Raw genomic sequence first — 18,528 nt, 5'->3', positions numbered from 1 at the left:
CCTTTACTTTATCTTGAAGTTTTGTTATGGCGTTCATTGCCTCCTATTCGGAAACGGATCGGAGGCTTTTTCATGTTATATACGTAGGTAGGAAAGAATAAACCTTAGAAGGGAACGGGTGAAGAAGAAAAAAGCAGGAGTGAGATTTGAACATGAAAAAAACAAGCTGGGGCTTTATCGCAGTAATTGTTGGGATCATTCTCGTTCTGGGCATGATCTTTGCGGGCAAATACAACAGCTTCGTCAATGCAGAAGAGAGTGTCAATCAGAGCGCGGCTCAGATCGACAACCAGCTACAGCGCCGGGCCGATCTGATCCCGAATCTCGTGAATACGGTGAAGGGCTATAGTATTCATGAAAAAGATGTACTTACCCAAATTGCCAATGCTCGCGCCAAATTAGCGGGGGCCCAGACGAAAACAGATCAGGCAAATGCAGATGCAGAACTAAGCGGTGCACTAAGCCGCTTGCTGGTTATTTCGGAGAACTATCCAGAACTGAAGGCGGACAAACAATTTACGCAGTTGATGGATGAACTAGCGGGTACAGAGAATCGCATCGCGACGGCACGCATGGATTACAACAAGCAGGTGGAAACGTTTAATAAGGAAATTAAGCGGTTCCCCGGCAGTATCATTGCCTCGATGGGTGGATTTAAAGCGAAAGACTACTTTAAAGCAGAGGAGCGCGCGAAACAGGCACCGCAGGTTAACTTTGGTGAAACAAAATGATTCGGCAGCTAGCATTTCTGCTTATTGTATGCGGATTAGCCTTATTTACAAGGATTGATGGATATGTGCAGGCACAGGTCAATCCGGCTGACATTCCGGCTGTACGTGGAGACGTGTATGTGCAGGACACGGCAGGGGTGCTGACACCGGAGCAGCGGGCACAGTTGATCAACTTGGGTAGGGAACTCGAACAAAAGACAGGAAGTGCTCAGCTCGCTGTTCTAACTGTACCGACAACGCATGGAGCTGCGCCTGAAGAATATGCAACAGCGGCCTTTCGTAAGTTTGGCCTGGGAGATCCGAAGAAAAATAACGGGGTGCTGTTGTTTCTCGCCACACAGGACCGGAAAATTCGAGTAGAAGTTGGGTATGGATTGGAAGGAACGCTTCCAGATGGAAAAGTCGGGCGCATTCTTGATACGTATGCCATTCCATATTTGAAAAACAATCAGATGGATATTGCGATTCTTACCACCTATAAGGTGCTGGCAAATGAAATCGCAGCAGAGTATGGCGTCGATGGTGCAAAGCCAATGCCAAATGAACCGAGTGAGCAGAGACAAGTACAGGAGTTATCGTGGTGGAGTAGTTTGCCCTGGGGAATCAAGCTTGTCATTGGGATTGGCGTAGCGATGCTGCTGTTTCTTGATTTCAAATATTTTGGCGGTGCGATTACGTATGGCCTGTTGTCAATGTTTCGTGGACGCGGGGGCGGAGGTGGTGGAAGCGCTGGTGGACGAGGAGGCTCATCCGGAGGTGGAGGTGCCGGGCGTGGATGGTAATAAGAAATAAGAAGAGGGTATTCCAAAAGTAATGTTGGAATACCCTCTTCTTATTTCTGGGCAAATCGTGATGTAATTGATAATATAAATGCAATATTTTTACAAATTATAACAAATGTGTAGGGAGAGTTATATGATTTCAGCAATCTCCAGGTTCCTTCGTTGACGTAAATCTACGTATCCTGTATCAGTTTGAATTAGTGGGCGATCCGGTTCATCTGGAGGAATAAATACAACCTTGCCGCACGTTTTATCCGTTAACACAACGGAATACCCCGCATAACCAGAGAGCATAAATTGTACAAATGGAACTACAATATTTGCGTTTAGTTGGTTTTTGAACGAAGATTCCAATAATTCTCGAACGGCCTGATACGGGGAAATCCGCCGATTGTAGTATCGATCAGAACAGAGCGCATCGTATGTATCAGCAACAGCAACGATTTGAGCATAGAAAGGAATTTCATCGCCTCTCCGTCCTTCGGGATATCCAGATCCATCGAGGCGTTCGTGATGATAATGGGCAACCTCACGAAGGTGCCGTTCGATTCCTTCGATATTGCATAAAATTTTATAGCCCAATAAGCTATGCTGCTTCATTTGCTTGAACTCTTCATTTGTCAAACGAGCCTTTTTTTGCAAAATATTCACTGGGATTTTGATCTTACCGACATCATGCAGCAGTCCGCATTGACCAAGTGTCCAAATTTCTTCGAGTGATAGATTGAGTAATTTTCCAATCACACCACACAATAGGCTTACGTTCAAACTATGTCGATAGGTGTAATCATCGTGACCCTTTATTTTATGGAGAGTGTGCAGTACCGAGGTATGCTCAAGCACCGATTCTAACATGTTCGAATACCCATTTAAATAAGACTGTAAGGAGATGTCTTTGTTTTCTGCTATTTCTGTAAACAAATTTTTAATTTGATCGAGGTTTTGAACGTACATCTCTGTAAAAGCTTTATCTTCCTGGCTCCAAAGCGTACGAACTTGACTGACGACCTCAATGGCAATGTTTTTTTGTTCTTCTTCAACATAAATGCTATCAATATCTAGGTTGATGAGCCGAATGATATCCGATGTGGTGAGTCTTTTTCCTTTTTCTAGTAATATTTTATCGTTATTTGTGTACACATTTTCGGCTAGTACCTCATTTTTTAGTGAATAGGATAATTTTTTGCGAATCATAGTTATGAATCCCCTCCCTCACACCTTATATATCTATCTTGTATATATTTTACTATAAATGAATAAAAATGGATATGTATTAACTGTGAATTTATGATGATAATAAGGCAATAAAAAATCCAGAGGAGCTTGTCCTCTGGATTGGAAGGATTATTTATCTTGAGCCGGATCTACCCCATCGATCAGGGCTGGTTCCGGGGCTGAATGTTTCTTGCCGGTGATAAAATAAGAAAGTACTACAAATGCTGCAAGCAATAAAGTCAGGTACAGCTGTGAACGTACAGATTCGATGAAGGCCATGGAAATGAGAATGCCGACAACAGCGACAATTACCACGTAAGTCAGATATGGGAACATCCACATTTTCATTTTCAGTTTTTCTGGATTTTCACGTTCTGTTTGGCGGCGTAGACGAAGCTGAGAGATTGCAATAGCTAAGTATACAAGCAGCGCAATCGCACCTGATGAGTTTACAAGGAACAGGAACAGCTTGCCTGGTGACACAAAACTGAAGATCGCACAGATGTAGGCAGCGACTGTGCTGGCAAATACAGCAAGAACCGGAACACCATGCTTGTTCAATTTAAGGAGTGCACGTGGAGCATCTCCACGTTTCGCCAGAGCGTACAGCATACGTGAGTTCGAATACAGTGCTGAGTTCAGGCAGGATAGTACAGATGTTAGAACAACGACGTTCATGATTTGAGCGCCCGCCTTAATTCCTACCATATCGAGCATCGTTACGTATGGGCTTTTCAGCAATTCAGTTGAGTCCCACGGAAGCAGGAACGCAAGGATGGTAACAGAACCGATATAGAATAATAGAACACGCCAGACAACGCTTTTAATTGCAACGACAACGGCTTTTTCAGGGTTTTCGGACTCGCCTGCCGCGATGGCAGCGATTTCAGCTCCGAAGTATGAGAAGACAACCGTTACGATCCCAACAAAGATCGAACTAGTTCCAAGTGGCATGAAGCCGCCGTGTCCTGTGAAGTTCGACATACCAGGAGAGTGAACGCCTGGGAAAAAACCAAGAATAATGGTAAGGCCAATGCCCATGAATGCGATGATAGCAACAACTTTAATCATGGAGAACCAGTATTCGAATTCACCAAATGATTTAACAGAAAAAATATTTGTAAGCGTTAGCAAGAATGTGAGAATTAGACTCCAGGCCCAGATCGGTATAGCTGGGAACCAGCCGTGTACGATTGCGCCACCCGCGGTTGCTTCAATTGCGATGGTAATAACCCAGAAGAACCAGTACAGCCATCCGATTGTATAGCCAGCCCACGGTCCGATTGCCAGTCGTGCGTATGTGGCGAATGAACCACTGTCCGGGTTTACGAGCGCCATTTCTCCAAGCATGCGCATAAGCAGTACTACAAGCAAACCGGCAACAGCATAAGAAAGAACTGCACCAGGACCTGTTGAGTTAAGAACAGCACCACTACCAACGAAAAGACCGGCACCAATAATGCCCCCGATGGAGATCATCGTAATATGTCTTGTCTTAAGCTGCTTTTGAAGTTGAGCTTGTTGTGTTTTCTCCATATCCATCCTCCTATTTGTTTATACTTTTTACAAAACTGTGTCTGTATTATGTGTAATATGCAAGGGTCATGCCAATAAATAAATGTTAAAAATAATAGAAAAATAGGGACTTTTGTCGAAAATACAATTCATTTGTGCATAAATTTTAATGCAAAAATGAATCAATGCTGATTTTGTGTGAAAATATCCCATAAAAAAATCCCGGCTCAGGGCCAGGTTCGGATGATTATTTATATTGGTTACAAAAGGAGTGGAGAAGTTACGGGGAAATTTCAGCAAACACAACAAGACGTTGGGTATGTTCACGTGTTTTTTTATTAAATTTACCACTACAAGTAATTAAATTTAATTGAGCGTTGGATGAGGGCCCGAATATTCTTTCTAAAGGTGCTTTTTTGGTCATAAATGATTCTACATTTTTAACAGTAAAAACAAGCTTGTCATTTTTCCTGTTGTATAAAAAAATTTTATCACCACGTTTTAATTCCCTTAGGCGATAAAATATAGCCGGTCCTGTATAGTGGTCGAAGTGTCCCGCAATCACAGCATTGCCTGGTTCACCTGGCTTTGTCCAAGGCGTGAGAATGCCTACTTTTTCAAAGGAAGGTGGGACCCCCATTTGTCCATTTGCCAGTACGGAGACAGGTTCTACAGCAGCTTTAAGTTTAATCTGAGGTATTTCGATACGAACGGGTACAAATGCTTTTGAAGTATGGGCGTCAATCGTTGAGCAAGGAAAGAAAAAAATAGCGATCAAGAGAAGACAGGTTAGGATTCTCATGTTATTTTCCCCTCTGAATTAATAGTGCACAGTACAAAAAAGGGGGAAGCCCCCCTTTTTTTTGTTTATTCGCTTGCGCCGCCATAGCCTGTCTTAGGCAGTCCCTTAATATGCATTTTTCCATGATGCTTAGCATGCACCTTTTTATGGTGATGGTGATGTTTTGCTTTGTGCGTTGTATCAGGAGTAGCGGCGAAGGCTGGGAGCGTAAAACCGGCAACACATGCTGCTAATGTAAATGCGATTACCTTTTTCATGAATGTCACCTCAATAAATTTGTAATGTGCGTTACACCTATTAAGCTTCCCTGATGGTGAAAATCTATTTTGTTAATGTTACCCATGAAAATGCGGTTTACAAATGAACATTTTTGATTTATGATTGCTGATAATTGAAAAAATTGAATTCTCTTATCCAGAGAGGCGGAGGGACTGGCCCGATGATGCCCGGCAACCATCACATGAATGGTCTGTATAGACAATTGTGTGAACGGTGCTAATTCCTGTAGAACATACGTGTTCTAACAGATGAGAGGTAGCAGACGAGCGGACCGCTGCATCCAACACCCTTCCATCTGTGAAGGGTGTTTTTTTGTGGACTTTATTATAGAGGGGAGCAGGAACATGCATATTGAAACAGAGTTAGTGCGAGCAGGTATCGGAAGAGATCCGCAGACAGGGGCGGTTAGCCCACCGATTTATCAGGTGGCGACATTTGCTCATCCAAAGCTTGGGGAGAGCACAGGATATGATTATTCCCGAACGGCCAATCCGACCCGAACTGTTCTGGAGGATGCAGCGGCCAGATTGGAGAAGGGGGCAGTTGCTTCGGCGTTTGCTTCCGGTATGGCAGCGGTAACGGCTGTGCTACATCTGTTTGCGCCGGGTGATCATTTGATCGTAACGGAAGATTTGTACGGGGGTACGTATCGTGTGCTTCGAGAAGTGCTGAATGTGTATGGGGTGCAGGCGAGCTTTGTTGATACGAGTAACCTGAAAGAGGTTGAGGCAGCTATTCAGTCAGACACAAAAGGGATTTTTATTGAAACCCCAACCAATCCATTGATGAAAATAAGTGATATTCCCTGTGTAGTCGCGCTGGCGAAGGCACACGGGTTGTTAACGATTGTAGACAATACATTTATGACGCCGTATTTACAGAAACCGCTTGAGCTTGGTGCAGACATTGTCATTCACAGCGCTTCTAAATATCTTGGTGGACATAATGATGTGATTGCTGGTCTGGTCGTGACGAAGGATGAGAAGTTAGGTGAGCGAATTAGATTCATTCAGAATGCGATAGGAGCCATTCTTGGTCCGCAGGATTCATGGCTGTTGCTGCGCGGATTGAAAACGCTGGCGCTGCGCATGGAGCGGCAGCAGTATAATGCACAGGTGATTGCCGAGTGGCTTTGTAAACAACCGCAGATCGAGGCCGTGTATTATCCGGGGCTTGAAAATCATGAGGGGTATGAAGTGAACCGGAAGCAGGCATCCGGTGCAGGCGGCATGCTGTCGTTTACAGTGAAGGAAGAGGAACTTGTTTCATACTTGCTGGAAAATCTGAAGCTTGTCACATTTGCCGAAAGCCTCGGTGGTGTAGAGAGTCTAATTACATTTCCAGCACGTCAGACACATGCAGACATTCCCGAAGAGACAAGAAAGCAGCTTGGTATCTCAGACCGCTTGCTTCGTCTGTCGGTCGGTATTGAAAATGTAGACGATATTCTCGCGGATATAAAGGAGGTCCTTCATGCTTACTCATACTGTTGACGCTTATGATGAAAATTCGTCGTTTGGCACACGGCTCATCCATGCTCAGACAGGAATTGCGGAGCCGTATGGTGCGGTAAACGTTCCGGTGTACCAGGTTTCGACATTTGATCAACGGGCACTAGCGGGAGAGGGAGCGTTTGATTATTCCCGATCCGGCAACCCGACTCGCAAAGCATTGGAGAATACGATTGCGCAGCTGGAAGGTGGGTATGCAGGGTTCGCGTTCGCATCCGGGATGGCGGCAATCTCCTCTGTATTTTGTTTGTTGAATCAGGGGGATAAGGTGCTGATCTCCCGTGATATTTATGGCGGTACGTATCGGGTGCTGACTCGGTTGTTTCCACGCTTTGGCATTGAGCCGCAGTTCGTTGATATGACGGACCTGGAGGCAGTGGCGGCTTCAATCACGCCAGAGACACGAATGATTTTTATTGAAACACCGTCCAATCCACTGATGAAAATTACCGATATTGCTGCTGTATCGGCAATTGCCAGGCAGTATGGGATTCTAACGGTAGTGGATAACACGTTTATGACCCCGTATTTGCAGAAGCCGCTTGCGCTTGGAGCGGATATTGTGGTGCATAGTGCGACCAAATACATTGGGGGGCACAGTGATGTGGTGGGTGGTCTTGTGGTTGTAGCTGCGGAAGATCTGGCGGAGGAGATATATTTTGTGCAGAATTCGTTCGGTGCCATTCTTGGCCCGCAGGATTCATGGCTCTTACTTCGCGGATTGAAGACGTTAAAAATCCGGCTTGACCAGCACCAGGCGACAGCGCTTGCGCTAGCTCGCTGGCTTTCGGAACAGCCGCAAATTGAACGGGTGTATTATCCGGGGCTTGCTGATCATCCGGATCATGAGTTAGCGACGCGGCAGGCATCTGGGTTTGGCGGGATTGTTTCGTTTGAATTCCGTACAGAGGAAGAGGCGGAATCGTTTCTGGAACGGACGAAAATCCCGGCACTTGCGGTGAGTCTCGGAGCAGTGGAGAGTATTTTGACGCATCCGATTCGCATGTCACATGCAAGCATTCCGGAAGAAGTGCGTCGTGCGATCGGGATTACAGGTAAGCTTGTCCGCCTTTCGGTCGGGCTGGAAGAAGCGGCAGATTTGCAGGCTGATTTTACTCAGGCGCTTTCTCTATCAAATTCACCCTCCCTTAGGTAAAATGGACATGTCGAAATGATACAGAGACAGGGGAGGTATTGTCGTATGGCTATTGAGCGAGTACGAGAATTTCTTAAAAAGCATGATGCTGCTATTGAGCCGATTGTATATGAGGAGAAAATGCATACGTCGGAAGAGGCTGCCCGCGTTTTAGGAGTAGAGATTGGCCAAATTGCCAAGTCCATTTTATTTCGAACGAATGACGATGCGTATGGTTTATTTGTAGCATCAGGTGATATTCGAATCGACTCCAAAAAGGTAAAATCACTTATTGGTGGAAAAAAGCAAAAAATGGCCTCTGCTGAGGAAGTAGAAGAGGTGACGGGTTTTAAGCCGGGTGCTGTTTGTCCGTTTGCCTTACAACAGGAGATCCCGATTTATATTGATGAATTATTACATCGTTTTGACGTGGTTTATACAGCAGCGGGCATTCCAGAATCGCTTTTGCCTATTTCTCCGCAAAAACTCGTGCAGATTACCCAGGGAAGTACAGTGAAATTAGCTAAAGAAGAATAGAAAATGCAAGGTCGTAACTGTGTAGCAGGTTACGACCTTGTTTGTTAGAAGAATTGAACGGTTTCTTTTTACTCGTTTTCATACAATATTTTACCGGTATGGGTCAGATCATATCCCCCGATTGCTGTGATTTCGTTCTGAAAAGCGGGACTTTGTAGTGTCCGAAGCAAATTGTCTAGCAGCATCGTATTGTTCGGTGTTTTGAGTATCACCAGATCATACCGCTCTTGAATGAGAGGGATAAAGTCCACGCCGACCACATACGCTACTTTTTCAATGCCCACTCCCGTATCCGCGCATCCGCTGGCGACTGCCCCGGCAACTCCTAAATGGCTGGACTCCTCATTTTGATAGCCGTGTACATCAGATGACGCAATGCGATGCAGACGCAGCTGCTCATCAAGAAGAACACGTGCTCCTGAGCCTTTCTCGCGATTGACAATCGAGATGTCGCCGCGCTCCAGATCACTCCACCCAGTTATTTTTTTTGGATTCCCTTTTTGTACATACAGGCCCGCCTGACGGGATACAAGATTGACAACAGTATAGTGGTGGCTGACCAGAATCTTGCGTACATATGGAATGTTGTATTCGCCTGTATCCCCATCCCACAGATGAGTGCTCACGATATGAGCTTCTCCCCGGTACATCGCCATCAGGCCATTTAAGCTTCCGGTATAAGAGCGAAGTGGACGGATTCCATCATGTCCTTCCAGGTGGCGTGTCAAAATATCGAGAGCCATATCCTGCCCGCTAATGACAACATCGCGATCCGAAGTGCTGACACTAGAATGCGATGGCGGTTGCTCTGATCGGATGGATGGGACTCCGCCCCGTGCCCGCTGCTTGTACGCTTCGAGATCAGCTGCATCTACCCGCATCTGTCGTCCGACTCGATACGCGATCAGATCCCCTTTTTTGATCAAATCATATACGGTAAGTTTGGACACTTTTAAGAGAGAGGCGATTTCTTCTGTGGTATACGAAATATCACTCATAATACCCTCCTGATTAAAATTCGTTATTTATAATTAGTTATATTTAGTTATAATTAGTTATGTTTAGATATAAAAAGTAAAAGGGGTAGAAGAATGCACAAAAAGGTTATTTCGATCATAATGATGGTGGCTCTCGTCATTATGGTAACAGCGTGTTCTCCGCAACAAAAAGCAGAGCCGGTGAAAAAGACGGAAATCACGATTTCTGCTGCTGCCAGTCTTAAAGATGCACTTACGGAGTTAAAACCGAAATTCGAGCAAGGGCATCTTGATATTACATTGACGTACAGCTTTGGTGGGTCAGGTAAGCTAGCCCAACAGATTGAACAGGGCGCGCCGGCCGATGTCTTTTTGTCTGCCAGTAAAAAGGATATGGATAAGCTGAATGATAAGAAATTACTTGCAGCTCAGACACGTACAGACTTTGCCCGCAACGAGCTTGTCTTAATTGTACCAGAAGGAAGTACAGGAGCGATTGATTCGTTTGAGAAGCTTGGCACAGCTCCGCTAACTCATCTTGCGGTAGGAGAGCCACAAAGTGTGCCAGCCGGGCGCTATTCACAGGAATTGTTTAATGCACTCGGGTTATCAGCCAAGGTGAAAAATAAGCTGGTATTTGGCAGTGACGTTCGCCAGGTGCTGTCGTATGTAGAGTCCGGCAGTGCGGAAGCGGGGATCGTATACGCGACAGATGCACGTGTATCGAAAAAAGTAAAAGTTGTTGCAACGGCGAATCCGAAGTGGCATAAGCCAATCGTATATCCAGCCGCTGTGCTGGCAGGCTCGTCCCATGCTGAGCAAGCGCAGGAATTTCTCGCATACTTGACGGGTCCAGAAGGAAAAGCTACGCTAAAAACATATGGATTCCAATAAGTAAAACAGGGATAAAAAAATGAATGAAATAAACATAGGCCCGCTTCTTTTATCCATAAAAGTAGCGGGCATTTCTACCATTATCGTATTTCTCACAGGAACCGTGCTCGCCCGCCTTCTTGCTCGCCGCCAGTTTCCGGGCAAAAGTATCGTGGAGTCGCTGTTTTTACTGCCGATGGTGCTGCCGCCAACTGTGGTCGGGTTTGGCTTGCTCGTCTTGTTTGGCAAGAATGGATGGATTGGTGCATGGCTTGCGGATTGGTTCGACATCCAGGTTGTATTTAACTGGATCGGTGCGGTGTTGGCATCTATTGTCGTTTCTTTTCCGCTTATGTATCAATCGGCTTCAGCGGCTTTTCAAACGGTGGATGATCGGCTGGAGCAGGCGGCGCGTACGATGGGAGCATCAGAATGGCGGGTGTTTCGCACAATTACGTTTCCGCTGGCATGGCCGGGTATTTTGGCTGGTTCGGTTCTCTCATTTGCTCGTGGCCTTGGTGAGTTCGGTGCGACGTTGATGATTGCAGGCTACATTCCGGGTAAGACCGATACAATACCGCTGGCGATTTATTTTGCAGTAGAAGCCGGGGATATGAAGACGGCATGGACCTGGGTGATTGTAATTGCGGCGCTTGGCTTTAGTGCCCTTATGTGGCTCAACTACTGGAGCCGCAAGACGATGCGTCGTTATATGAGTCGAGCTAAGTAAGGAGACAGCGTATATGCTAGAAGTACAAATAAAGAAGAAGTTGACGCATTTTACGTTAGATGTGCAGTTTGTCGTGCGCGATGAGATTGTTGTGCTGTTCGGTCCGTCTGGCTCCGGGAAGACAACGGTGCTTAATAGCGTTGCAGGTCTTGTTCGGCCAGACTCGGGAAGAATTCAACTGCATGATACGGTGTTTTTTGCGACGGGACAGAAACCAATGCCAACGCGGAAGCGGAAGGTTGGGTATTTGTTTCAGGACTATGCGCTTTTTCCGCATATGTCTGTGAAAGAAAACATAGGCTATGGCATGCAATCGAACGACATGTCCGATGTGCAGGCCATCCTGGATGTACTCGGCATTCAACATCTATTTACGGCATATCCGCATGAGATTTCCGGTGGGGAGAAGCAGCGCGTTGCACTCGCCCGGGCGCTGGCGACGAAGCCGGATGTACTGTTACTCGATGAACCGCTGTCTGCGCTCGATGAAGCGACACGATTGCGCTGTCAGGATGAACTGCTAGAGCTTCATCGGATGTGGAAAATTCCGATTTTGCTCGTCACACATGATACAGCGGAGGCAGCTAAATTAGGTGACCGCATCCTGTCAATTGATCGTGGGGTGTTGACACCGTTGTAGAGACGCACTATAATCGATGTCACAAGTAACGAAAAGTTTAGAAAAATAAAAAAGCGCCGATAAGGAAAAGTAGAAGAAAGCGCTGATGCGCAGAGAGCTGTCCCAAGGCTGAGAGGACGGACATCATCTTTCTTTGAACATCACCTTTGAGCTTTGCTGCTGAAACGACTGTATAATCATCGGAATAAGAAGCAACGGATACGCCCACGTTACTGGGCAGGGTCTTGATAGAGACTTATATGAGTCTGTTTTCCGTGAGGAAAACAGAGAAGCTGAGTGGTACCGCGAACTCCCGCCTGAGCATTGTTTCAGGCTGGGAGTTTTTTATTTGATCTAGAAAAAATGAAGGAGGCAGGAAGTATGATGAACGAAACAGCACAGAAGGTAAGCATGGAAGAGATTATCGTTGCCCATCATGTTTTGCGAGATGTTGTACACAAAACACCGCTGCAGCACAATGCAGTCCTGTCAGAAAAGTACAACTGCAATGTGTATCTTAAACGTGAAGATTTACAAACGGTCCGGTCGTTCAAAATCCGGGGCGCATACAATAAAATTCGCAGTCTGACAGATGAGGAACTCGCGCGCGGGGTTGTGTGTGCGAGTGCGGGTAACCATGCACAGGGAGTGGCGTTTTCCTGCAAGGAGCTACAGATTCCAGGCAAGATTTTCATGCCGACTACGACACCGCGTCAAAAAGTAACGCAGGTGAAGCTGTTTGGTGGAGAGTTCGTTGAAGTGATTCTGGTTGGCGATACATTCGATGCGTCATTTGCAGAAGCGATGGCGTACTGTGAAGAACAGGGCATGACATTTATCCATCCATTTGATGATTCGAAGGTTATTGCGGGCCAGGGAACAGTCGGGATGGAGATTATGAACGAAATACCTGAGCCGGTTGATTATGTGTTTGCAGGCATTGGCGGAGGTGGACTGGTTGCTGGTGTCGGAACATATGTGAAAAGCATTAGCCCACAGACGAAAGTAGTTGGAGTTGAACCGGCGGGTGCACCATCGATGCAGCAGTCGTTTGCGGAAAATAAAGTCGTAACGCTCGGACAGATTGACAAGTTTGTAGACGGAGCAGCCGTTCAGCAGGTTGGGCAGCTGACGTATGAGATCTGCCGGGAGCTTCTTGACGACATCGTAGTCGTACCGGAAGGGAAAGTATGTACGACGATTTTGGAGCTGTATAATCAGAATGCCATCGTCGCAGAGCCGGCGGGAGCTCTGTCGATCGCAGCTCTTGAGTTCTGTAAAGAACAGATTGCAGGCAAGACCGTTGTATGTATTATTAGTGGCGGTAATAATGACATTGACCGGATGCAGGAGATTAAAGAACGCTCTTTGATCTATGAAGGATTGAAGCATTACTTCATTATTAACTTTCCACAACGCGCCGGTGCGCTGCGTGAATTCCTGGATGAAGTGCTTGGACCGACCGATGATATTACGCGATTTGAATATACGAAGAAAACAAACAAAGATAATGGCCCGGCTCTTGTCGGGATTGAGCTGAAAAAGCCAGAAGATTACACGTCGCTTATCGAGCGACTGGAGCAGAAAAGCTTCTCCTATATGGAGATCAATCATAATCCGTCCCTCTTCAATTTGTTGATTTGACAGTTAGAGAACCAATAGCACCAAAAGCATCTGATAGCCTGTAAACAGGTGATTGGGTGCTTTTGTCTGTTATGGCATATGAAAAGGGCTTGCTACCGATCTACTTATATACTATTATTTGTACATACAAATGAAAAGAGAAGTAGGGATGCTATATGCCCGGAAGTATTTATGATTCCTGTCTGTTTTTTGTGGCAGGGCGTCTGCATCGTGCGATGAATAAGCTGGCAGAAGAAGCGTTTGCGCCACTCGGAATTGCGCCCACATATGCGTATGTTATTCTCGCATTGAAAGAGAAGCCTGGCTTGACGCAGAAAGAGCTATGTGAGCAGCTCCGTATTTCGCCCTCAACGAGCACACGTTTTTTGGACAAATTGGTTACACAGAAGTATGCTGTGCGAAGGAATGAGGGAAAATATGTGGAGCTATCGCTGACGGAAGAAGGCGAAGCACTACATGAGCGCATCCAGGAATGTTTGCGTAATCTTTATGCACAGTATATAGAAGTGTTAGGACAGGATGAAGCGAAGCGTTTAGCTGTTGAGGTAGCATGCGCCTGTCAGAAGCTTGAGAAAAGCACATGATGTGCTTCTTTTTTCATTGATATTTGTACATACAAAGGAGACGAAATCTATGGAAGCAACACAGAACTCTGTATTACACGTGATGAACGAACGCCATTCCGTGCGGGCGTACGAAAAAGGACATGTGATTTCTGATGCCGAAATCGAAGAAATGCTGGCGGTAACTTCTCAGGCTCCGTCTTCTTGGAACCTGCAGCATTGGAAGTTTCTTATCATCAAGTCAGAGGAAGCCAAGCAAAAAATGCTTCCAATCGCATACAATCAGCAGCAGGTTGTAGATAGTTCGTTTACGGTAGTTGTATTAGGCGATCTAGAAGCTGACAAAAATGCAGAGCGTGTATACGGTGAAGCGGTTGAAAATGGCTTTATGAATGAAGATGTTAAGAATACACTAGTCGGCCAGATCAAAAATGCCTACGCATCTTCTCCGACAATTGCACGAGATGAAGCGATTTTGAATGCTTCTCTGGCGGCTATGCAGCTGATGCTTGCTGCAAAGGCGAAGGGGTATGATACATGCCCAATTGGCGGATTTGATAAACAGCAATGCAAGAAGGCGTTCAATGTGCCGGACCGTTATATTCCGGTTATGATGATTACAGTTGGTAAGGCAGAAAAAGCGGCCCATGCCTCCAGCCGTTTCCCGGTTTCTGAAGTGACGGTTATCGATACGTTCTAATATAAATGAAAAAACCACCTGCATCTGACTGAATAGAAGCAGGTGGTTTTTTGTGTACGTTTGTGGATATTTTGGGTGATGTGGAGCTTGCGGTGTGATATCGTAAAAACGTTATGATTTTAAGGAAAGTTGAGCGTAAAGCAAATGTTGCGTGAACTGTTTATTCATATCGCAGTATTCATTAGTCTTTTGTTTATTTCTAATTATATTTTCAGCAAGCTATATGCACGAAAAAGTGTCAGATTCTCGTGTCAGGCAGGAATTGTGTACGGGATAATGGGGGGCGTGATGATGCAATTTACAATTGCAATTGGCCCTCATATTTTTGTGGATATGCGTCAGCTTCCGCTCATGCTAGCAGCTTTGTATGGTGGAGGATGGCAGGCACCTATTGTAGCTGGCTTGCTCATTGGATTGTTTCGCCTGATGGTGACAGGCGTCGATTCTATGGCGTTACTTGGAATGGGAAGTGTGTTGGTGATGGCTGTTGTCTGCCTGTTTATTAGGCGACATTTGTCTGTTCGCTGGATGGCTGGTCTCCTTATGTTAGTCTACATGACCATACAAAATGGTCTGATCTTTTTGCCCATTATCAAAGATACGGAACTGTTTTTTCGCATCTGGATTGATTTTGCGTTAATTTTTCTGAGTGGTGGCGTTCTTGTTTTGTATGCGGCTGAATATTTGCGACGCTCGAATGATTTGCTTACACTGCTGCAGAATGCCAAGGATCAGATGGAAGCCTTTCTTCTGTACAGCGCAGATGCAATTATGATTCTCGATGCAAATCGGAATGTACAGCAGGTAAATCGTGCATTCGAAACGTTATACGGCTGGACAGAGAAGGAGATCAAAGGAAAGCCGCTTCCGGTCATTCCATCGGGGAAAGAAGAGATGATGAAGGGTGTGTTTGATCGGGTAGCGAGTGGAGAATCTGTGATTGGGTTGGAGACAGTTGCCCAATGTAAAAATGGACATTTTCGGTATGTGGCTGTTACGATCTCGCCTATTTGGGATGAAGAAAAGCGAATTTCGAGCTTTTCGATTGTATCCTTAGATATTACAAATCGAAAAAAACAGGAAGAGGCGTTACGTCTTAGTGAAGCTAAATACAGATACATCGCAGAAAATACAACCGATTTAATTGTTGTGAGTAAGCCGAATGGTCAAATCAAGTATGCTTCGCCCTCGCATCAAGTAATACTCGGATATAGTGAGGAGGAAGTTGATCGAATAGGGGTAGATGAATTCCGAATGCTTGTGCATCCGGATGATTTGTTTGTGGTGCAACACACATTTCGGTCTTGTATTACAGCAAAGCGACAAGGAGAAGTTGAATTTCGCATCCAGCATAAAACTGGGGTCTGGATATGCCTAGATGCGCGCATTCAGCCAGTGCTTGATGACCATGGGGAAGTAGAATCGCTGTTGATTGTTTGCCGGGATGTAAGCGAGCGAAAACGAACGGAAGAACTGCTGCAAAAATCAGAGAAGTTGTCCATTATTGGCGAGCTGGCGGCAGGAATTGCTCATGAAATTCGAAATCCATTAACAACATTAAAGGGTTTTATTCAGTTTTTTGGTAAGGATACGAAGCATGCTCGTTATTTTGACTTGATGTTTTCAGAGTTGGAGCGAATTGAAATGATTACGAATGAATTTTTGGGATTAGCCAAGCCGCAAGCTCGGAGCTTCCGGGAGTGTGATATACAGCAGCTTTTGACTAGCGTTACGATGCTTTTGGGGGCACAGGCTGCGCTCAATCAGATTGAAATTAAGACGGAATATGCGAGTGTTCCTATGGTTACATGTGAAGAAAATCAGCTTAAACAGGTGTTTATTAATATTATTAAAAATGCCATGGAAGCTATGCCGGATGGAGGGTGTGTGAATATAAGGGTTGGCATGGCTGGAGAACGAGTGAAGATTAGCATTACAGACAGCGGCTGCGGGATACCAGTCGAGCGAATCGCCAGACTTGGTGAACCGTTTTATACATTAAAAGAAAAAGGAACGGGGCTTGGCTTGATGATTTGCTTTAAGTTTATAAAGGAACACGGTGGAGAGCTTCTATTTTCAAGCCAGGTAGGTCGTGGAACGACAGTAGATATCTTGCTTCCTGTTCGATATGCGGTTTAAACAACCGTTTAAGAGAAAAAGACGGAACCCTTGACCCGGCAATGGCCCGGCAAAGGGTTCCGTCTTTTTATATCCGATGGGAGTGAGGGAGCGTCCAGCCTTCCTTGGTCCGATGCATTGTTTTGATTTCGATAATGGCATCCATGTTTAATGGTCCGTAAATATGCGGGTATAAATTCCCGTCTTTTGCTTGCTCATATTTGATGGTGGATGTAACAAGTTCTTCATCGATAACAAGAAGCAATAATTCTGCATCAAAATTATGATAAACCCGGTTTGCTACTTTATAAAGCAGATCGTCTCCTTTGGTAGCATGAATAAAACCTTCCTCTTTATAGTCGCGTGGCACATATTCACTTTTATCCGCGAATGTGGCCCAGTAAGAGGCAGGGGTAAGGCAGTAAATCGTAGTCATGTCAGCCACTCCTTTCCGTACCTTTTATTGTAGCCGATAGGCGATTTTTTTGTTAGCTAGTTCTCTTTTTACACATCATGTGCCGATGGGCTAGTGGTGGAATTATGAACAGTAGGATACAATAAAAAGAAAATAAAAATTTTTCAGGAATGGAATTTAGGAGGGACAATCATGTCTGTACTAAAAGAAATCATGGACTATAATCAAAAATTTGTGGCTGACGAGAAGTATGAAGAGTTTCGTACGACGAAATTTCCTGATAAAGGAATCGTAATTCTTACTTGTATGGATACCCGCCTGTTGGCACTTCTGCCGCATGCGATGAATCTGCATAATGGAGATGCAAAGATTATCAAAAATGCCGGGGCAATGGTTACACATCCATTTGGAAGTATTATGCGCAGCATTCTAGTCGCAGTCTATGAATTAAAGGCTAAGGAAGTGTTTGTTGTCGGGCATCACGACTGTGGGATGACAGGTCTGAAGCCGAATTCTATATTGGAAAAAGCACGGGAATATGGAGTTAAACAAGAGAAAATAGATACCCTGCAGGACGCTGGGATTGAACTCGATGAGTGGCTGACGGGATTTAGTTGTGTAGAAGAAAGTGTGAAGGAGACGGTGCGAAATGTTAAGAAGCATCCGTTGTTCCCACCTAACATTGCGGTTCATGGATTAGTTATTCATCCAGAGACAGGAAAGTTGGATGTGGTAGTAGAAGGATAAACAGCAGCGGAGGATAGAGCAATGAAAGTGGACATCACGAGATTTGATAATGGGGCCAAGCTTGTCTGGCAGGAAACAGGTGGGTTGGCGATTGTAACGATTAAGCGCCCAGAAGTGAAAAACGCGATGACACCGGAGATGTGGAAGGCATTGGCCGACATTGCCCGCAGCATTGAAAAGAACCCGAAAATTAAGACCGTCATTTTGCGTGGGGAAGGTTCGCAGTTCACAGTAGGATCTGATATTAAGGCGTTTCATCAGATGTCGCTGGAAGAAGCGAATGAGGCATTTGTAACAATGGAAGAAGCCATTACGGCATTTGAGTACATCCGCATTCCGACGATTGCAGCGATTAACGGCCCTGCGATGGGAGCGGGTTTAGAACTGGCCCTGGCCTGTGACATTCGGGTTGGTACGCCGAATGCGCTGATGGGGATTCCGATTGGCAAGTTAGGCATTACGATCAGCCAGCGTTTTTCGCAACGCCTTGTGCATGTAATTGGCCCAAGCCGTACGAAGGATTTAATTTTTACCGGACGTGCTTTTGCGGGACAGGAAGCATATGATGTAGGGATGCTGAATTATTTAGTTGCGGAAGAAGAATGGGAGAGCTTCACGCTCCATCTCGGTCAAAC

The 18,528-nt window shown here is 45.5% G+C and carries 20 protein-coding genes, 1 riboswitch and 1 other annotated feature (1 of these 22 only partly in view); of the genes, 14 read left to right on the top strand and 6 right to left on the bottom strand.

The window, feature by feature from the left end:
• Positions 1-152: 152 nt before the first annotated feature.
• Together PO771_RS17955 and PO771_RS17950 are read left to right on the top strand one after the other, a co-directional pair.
• The gene (locus tag PO771_RS17955; protein ID WP_272560998.1) at positions 153-731 is read left to right on the top strand and encodes a LemA family protein; all 579 of its coding nucleotides are present in this window, start codon (positions 153-155) and stop codon (positions 729-731) included.
• Entirely contained in the window at positions 728-1,513 is a 786-nt protein-coding gene (locus PO771_RS17950) for a TPM domain-containing protein (protein ID WP_272560997.1), read from the top strand. The genes PO771_RS17955 and PO771_RS17950 overlap by 4 nt, the downstream gene beginning before the upstream one ends.
• 129 nt (positions 1,514-1,642) lie before the next feature.
• On the opposite strand, the gene PO771_RS17945 is transcribed toward PO771_RS17950, so the two are convergent.
• From PO771_RS17945 to PO771_RS17930, 4 genes are all read right to left on the bottom strand, one after another.
• Complete coding sequence (locus PO771_RS17945) at positions 1,643-2,707, bottom strand: HD-GYP domain-containing protein (protein ID WP_272560996.1); 1,065 nt, start codon at positions 2,705-2,707, stop codon at positions 1,643-1,645.
• Between the two features lie 150 nt (positions 2,708-2,857).
• A complete protein-coding gene (locus tag PO771_RS17940; RefSeq protein WP_272560995.1) occupies positions 2,858-4,264 on the bottom strand; it encodes an amino acid permease in 1,407 nt (468 codons plus the stop codon).
• A 259-nt stretch (positions 4,265-4,523) separates the two neighbouring features.
• A complete protein-coding gene (locus tag PO771_RS17935) occupies positions 4,524-5,045 on the bottom strand; it encodes a class F sortase (RefSeq protein ID WP_272560993.1) in 522 nt (173 codons plus the stop codon).
• A 65-nt stretch (positions 5,046-5,110) separates the two neighbouring features.
• Positions 5,111-5,302, bottom strand: a complete 192-nt coding sequence (locus PO771_RS17930; protein ID WP_272560992.1) for a hypothetical protein — start codon at positions 5,300-5,302, stop codon at positions 5,111-5,113.
• Positions 5,303-5,452: 150 nt separating this feature from the next.
• Positions 5,453-5,579: riboswitch (SAM riboswitch) on the top strand.
• A gap of 89 nt (positions 5,580-5,668) precedes the next feature.
• Between PO771_RS17930 and PO771_RS17925 the strand changes: the two genes are divergently transcribed.
• Genes PO771_RS17925 through PO771_RS17915 form a run of 3 tightly spaced genes read left to right on the top strand, consistent with a single transcriptional unit; the run spans position 5,669 to position 8,507 of the window.
• Positions 5,669-6,817 (top strand): trans-sulfuration enzyme family protein, encoded by a 1,149-nt coding sequence (locus PO771_RS17925; protein ID WP_272560991.1) that lies wholly within the window; start codon positions 5,669-5,671, stop codon positions 6,815-6,817.
• A complete protein-coding gene (locus PO771_RS17920; RefSeq protein WP_272560990.1) occupies positions 6,798-7,991 on the top strand; it encodes a trans-sulfuration enzyme family protein in 1,194 nt (397 codons plus the stop codon). The genes PO771_RS17925 and PO771_RS17920 overlap by 20 nt, the downstream gene beginning before the upstream one ends.
• Positions 7,992-8,036: 45 nt before the next feature.
• Entirely contained in the window at positions 8,037-8,507 is a 471-nt protein-coding gene (locus PO771_RS17915; protein ID WP_272560989.1) for a YbaK/EbsC family protein, read from the top strand.
• A 68-nt stretch (positions 8,508-8,575) separates the two neighbouring features.
• On the opposite strand, the gene PO771_RS17910 is transcribed toward PO771_RS17915, so the two are convergent.
• Positions 8,576-9,505 (bottom strand): substrate-binding domain-containing protein, encoded by a 930-nt coding sequence (locus PO771_RS17910; protein ID WP_422664966.1) that lies wholly within the window; start codon positions 9,503-9,505, stop codon positions 8,576-8,578.
• Between the two features lie 93 nt (positions 9,506-9,598).
• Here PO771_RS17910 and modA point away from each other — a divergent pair, with 93 nt between their 5' ends.
• The 7 genes from modA (at position 9,599) to PO771_RS17875 (ending at position 16,752) form a co-directional block, all read left to right on the top strand.
• On the top strand, positions 9,599-10,378 hold the full coding sequence (gene modA, locus PO771_RS17905) for a molybdate ABC transporter substrate-binding protein (protein ID WP_272560987.1): 780 nt from the start codon (positions 9,599-9,601) through the stop codon (positions 10,376-10,378).
• Between the two features lie 19 nt (positions 10,379-10,397).
• Positions 10,398-11,087 (top strand): molybdate ABC transporter permease subunit, encoded by a 690-nt coding sequence (gene modB, locus PO771_RS17900; protein ID WP_272560985.1) that lies wholly within the window; start codon positions 10,398-10,400, stop codon positions 11,085-11,087.
• 13 nt (positions 11,088-11,100) lie between these two features.
• Positions 11,101-11,727, top strand: coding sequence for an ATP-binding cassette domain-containing protein (locus tag PO771_RS17895; RefSeq protein ID WP_272560984.1), 627 nt, complete (start codon positions 11,101-11,103; stop codon positions 11,725-11,727).
• 47 nt (positions 11,728-11,774) lie between these two features.
• Positions 11,775-12,030, top strand: a binding site (T-box leader).
• Between the two features lie 60 nt (positions 12,031-12,090).
• On the top strand, positions 12,091-13,350 hold the full coding sequence (gene ilvA / locus PO771_RS17890; protein ID WP_272563207.1) for a threonine ammonia-lyase IlvA: 1,260 nt from the start codon (positions 12,091-12,093) through the stop codon (positions 13,348-13,350).
• A gap of 155 nt (positions 13,351-13,505) precedes the next feature.
• Positions 13,506-13,934, top strand: a complete 429-nt coding sequence (locus tag PO771_RS17885; protein WP_272560983.1) for a MarR family winged helix-turn-helix transcriptional regulator — start codon at positions 13,506-13,508, stop codon at positions 13,932-13,934.
• Positions 13,935-13,983: 49 nt separating this feature from the next.
• Positions 13,984-14,613, top strand: a complete 630-nt coding sequence (locus tag PO771_RS17880) for a nitroreductase family protein (protein ID WP_272560982.1) — start codon at positions 13,984-13,986, stop codon at positions 14,611-14,613.
• 288 nt (positions 14,614-14,901) lie between these two features.
• Positions 14,902-16,752, top strand: coding sequence for a PAS domain S-box protein (locus tag PO771_RS17875; protein WP_272560981.1), 1,851 nt, complete (start codon positions 14,902-14,904; stop codon positions 16,750-16,752).
• A gap of 67 nt (positions 16,753-16,819) precedes the next feature.
• On the opposite strand, the gene PO771_RS17870 is transcribed toward PO771_RS17875, so the two are convergent.
• Positions 16,820-17,167 (bottom strand): DUF952 domain-containing protein, encoded by a 348-nt coding sequence (locus PO771_RS17870; RefSeq protein ID WP_272560980.1) that lies wholly within the window; start codon positions 17,165-17,167, stop codon positions 16,820-16,822.
• A gap of 171 nt (positions 17,168-17,338) precedes the next feature.
• Here PO771_RS17870 and PO771_RS17865 point away from each other — a divergent pair, with 171 nt between their 5' ends.
• Both PO771_RS17865 and PO771_RS17860 read left to right on the top strand, forming a co-directional pair.
• Positions 17,339-17,893: a beta-class carbonic anhydrase gene (locus tag PO771_RS17865; protein ID WP_272560979.1), complete on the top strand. Its 555-nt coding sequence runs from the start codon at positions 17,339-17,341 to the stop codon at positions 17,891-17,893.
• 21 nt (positions 17,894-17,914) lie between these two features.
• Positions 17,915-18,528, top strand: partial view of an enoyl-CoA hydratase/isomerase family protein gene (locus PO771_RS17860; RefSeq protein WP_272560978.1) — the 5' portion only. Its footprint extends 178 nt past the window's final position; only the first 614 of its 792 coding nucleotides appear in the window; its start codon is at positions 17,915-17,917; its stop codon lies beyond the right edge, outside the window.

It is taken from the genome of Aneurinibacillus uraniidurans, from assembly GCF_028471905.1.
In the GTDB taxonomy this organism is placed as follows: domain Bacteria; phylum Bacillota; class Bacilli; order Aneurinibacillales; family Aneurinibacillaceae; genus Aneurinibacillus; species Aneurinibacillus uraniidurans.
This window is presented reverse-complemented; position numbering and strand designations above follow the sequence as displayed.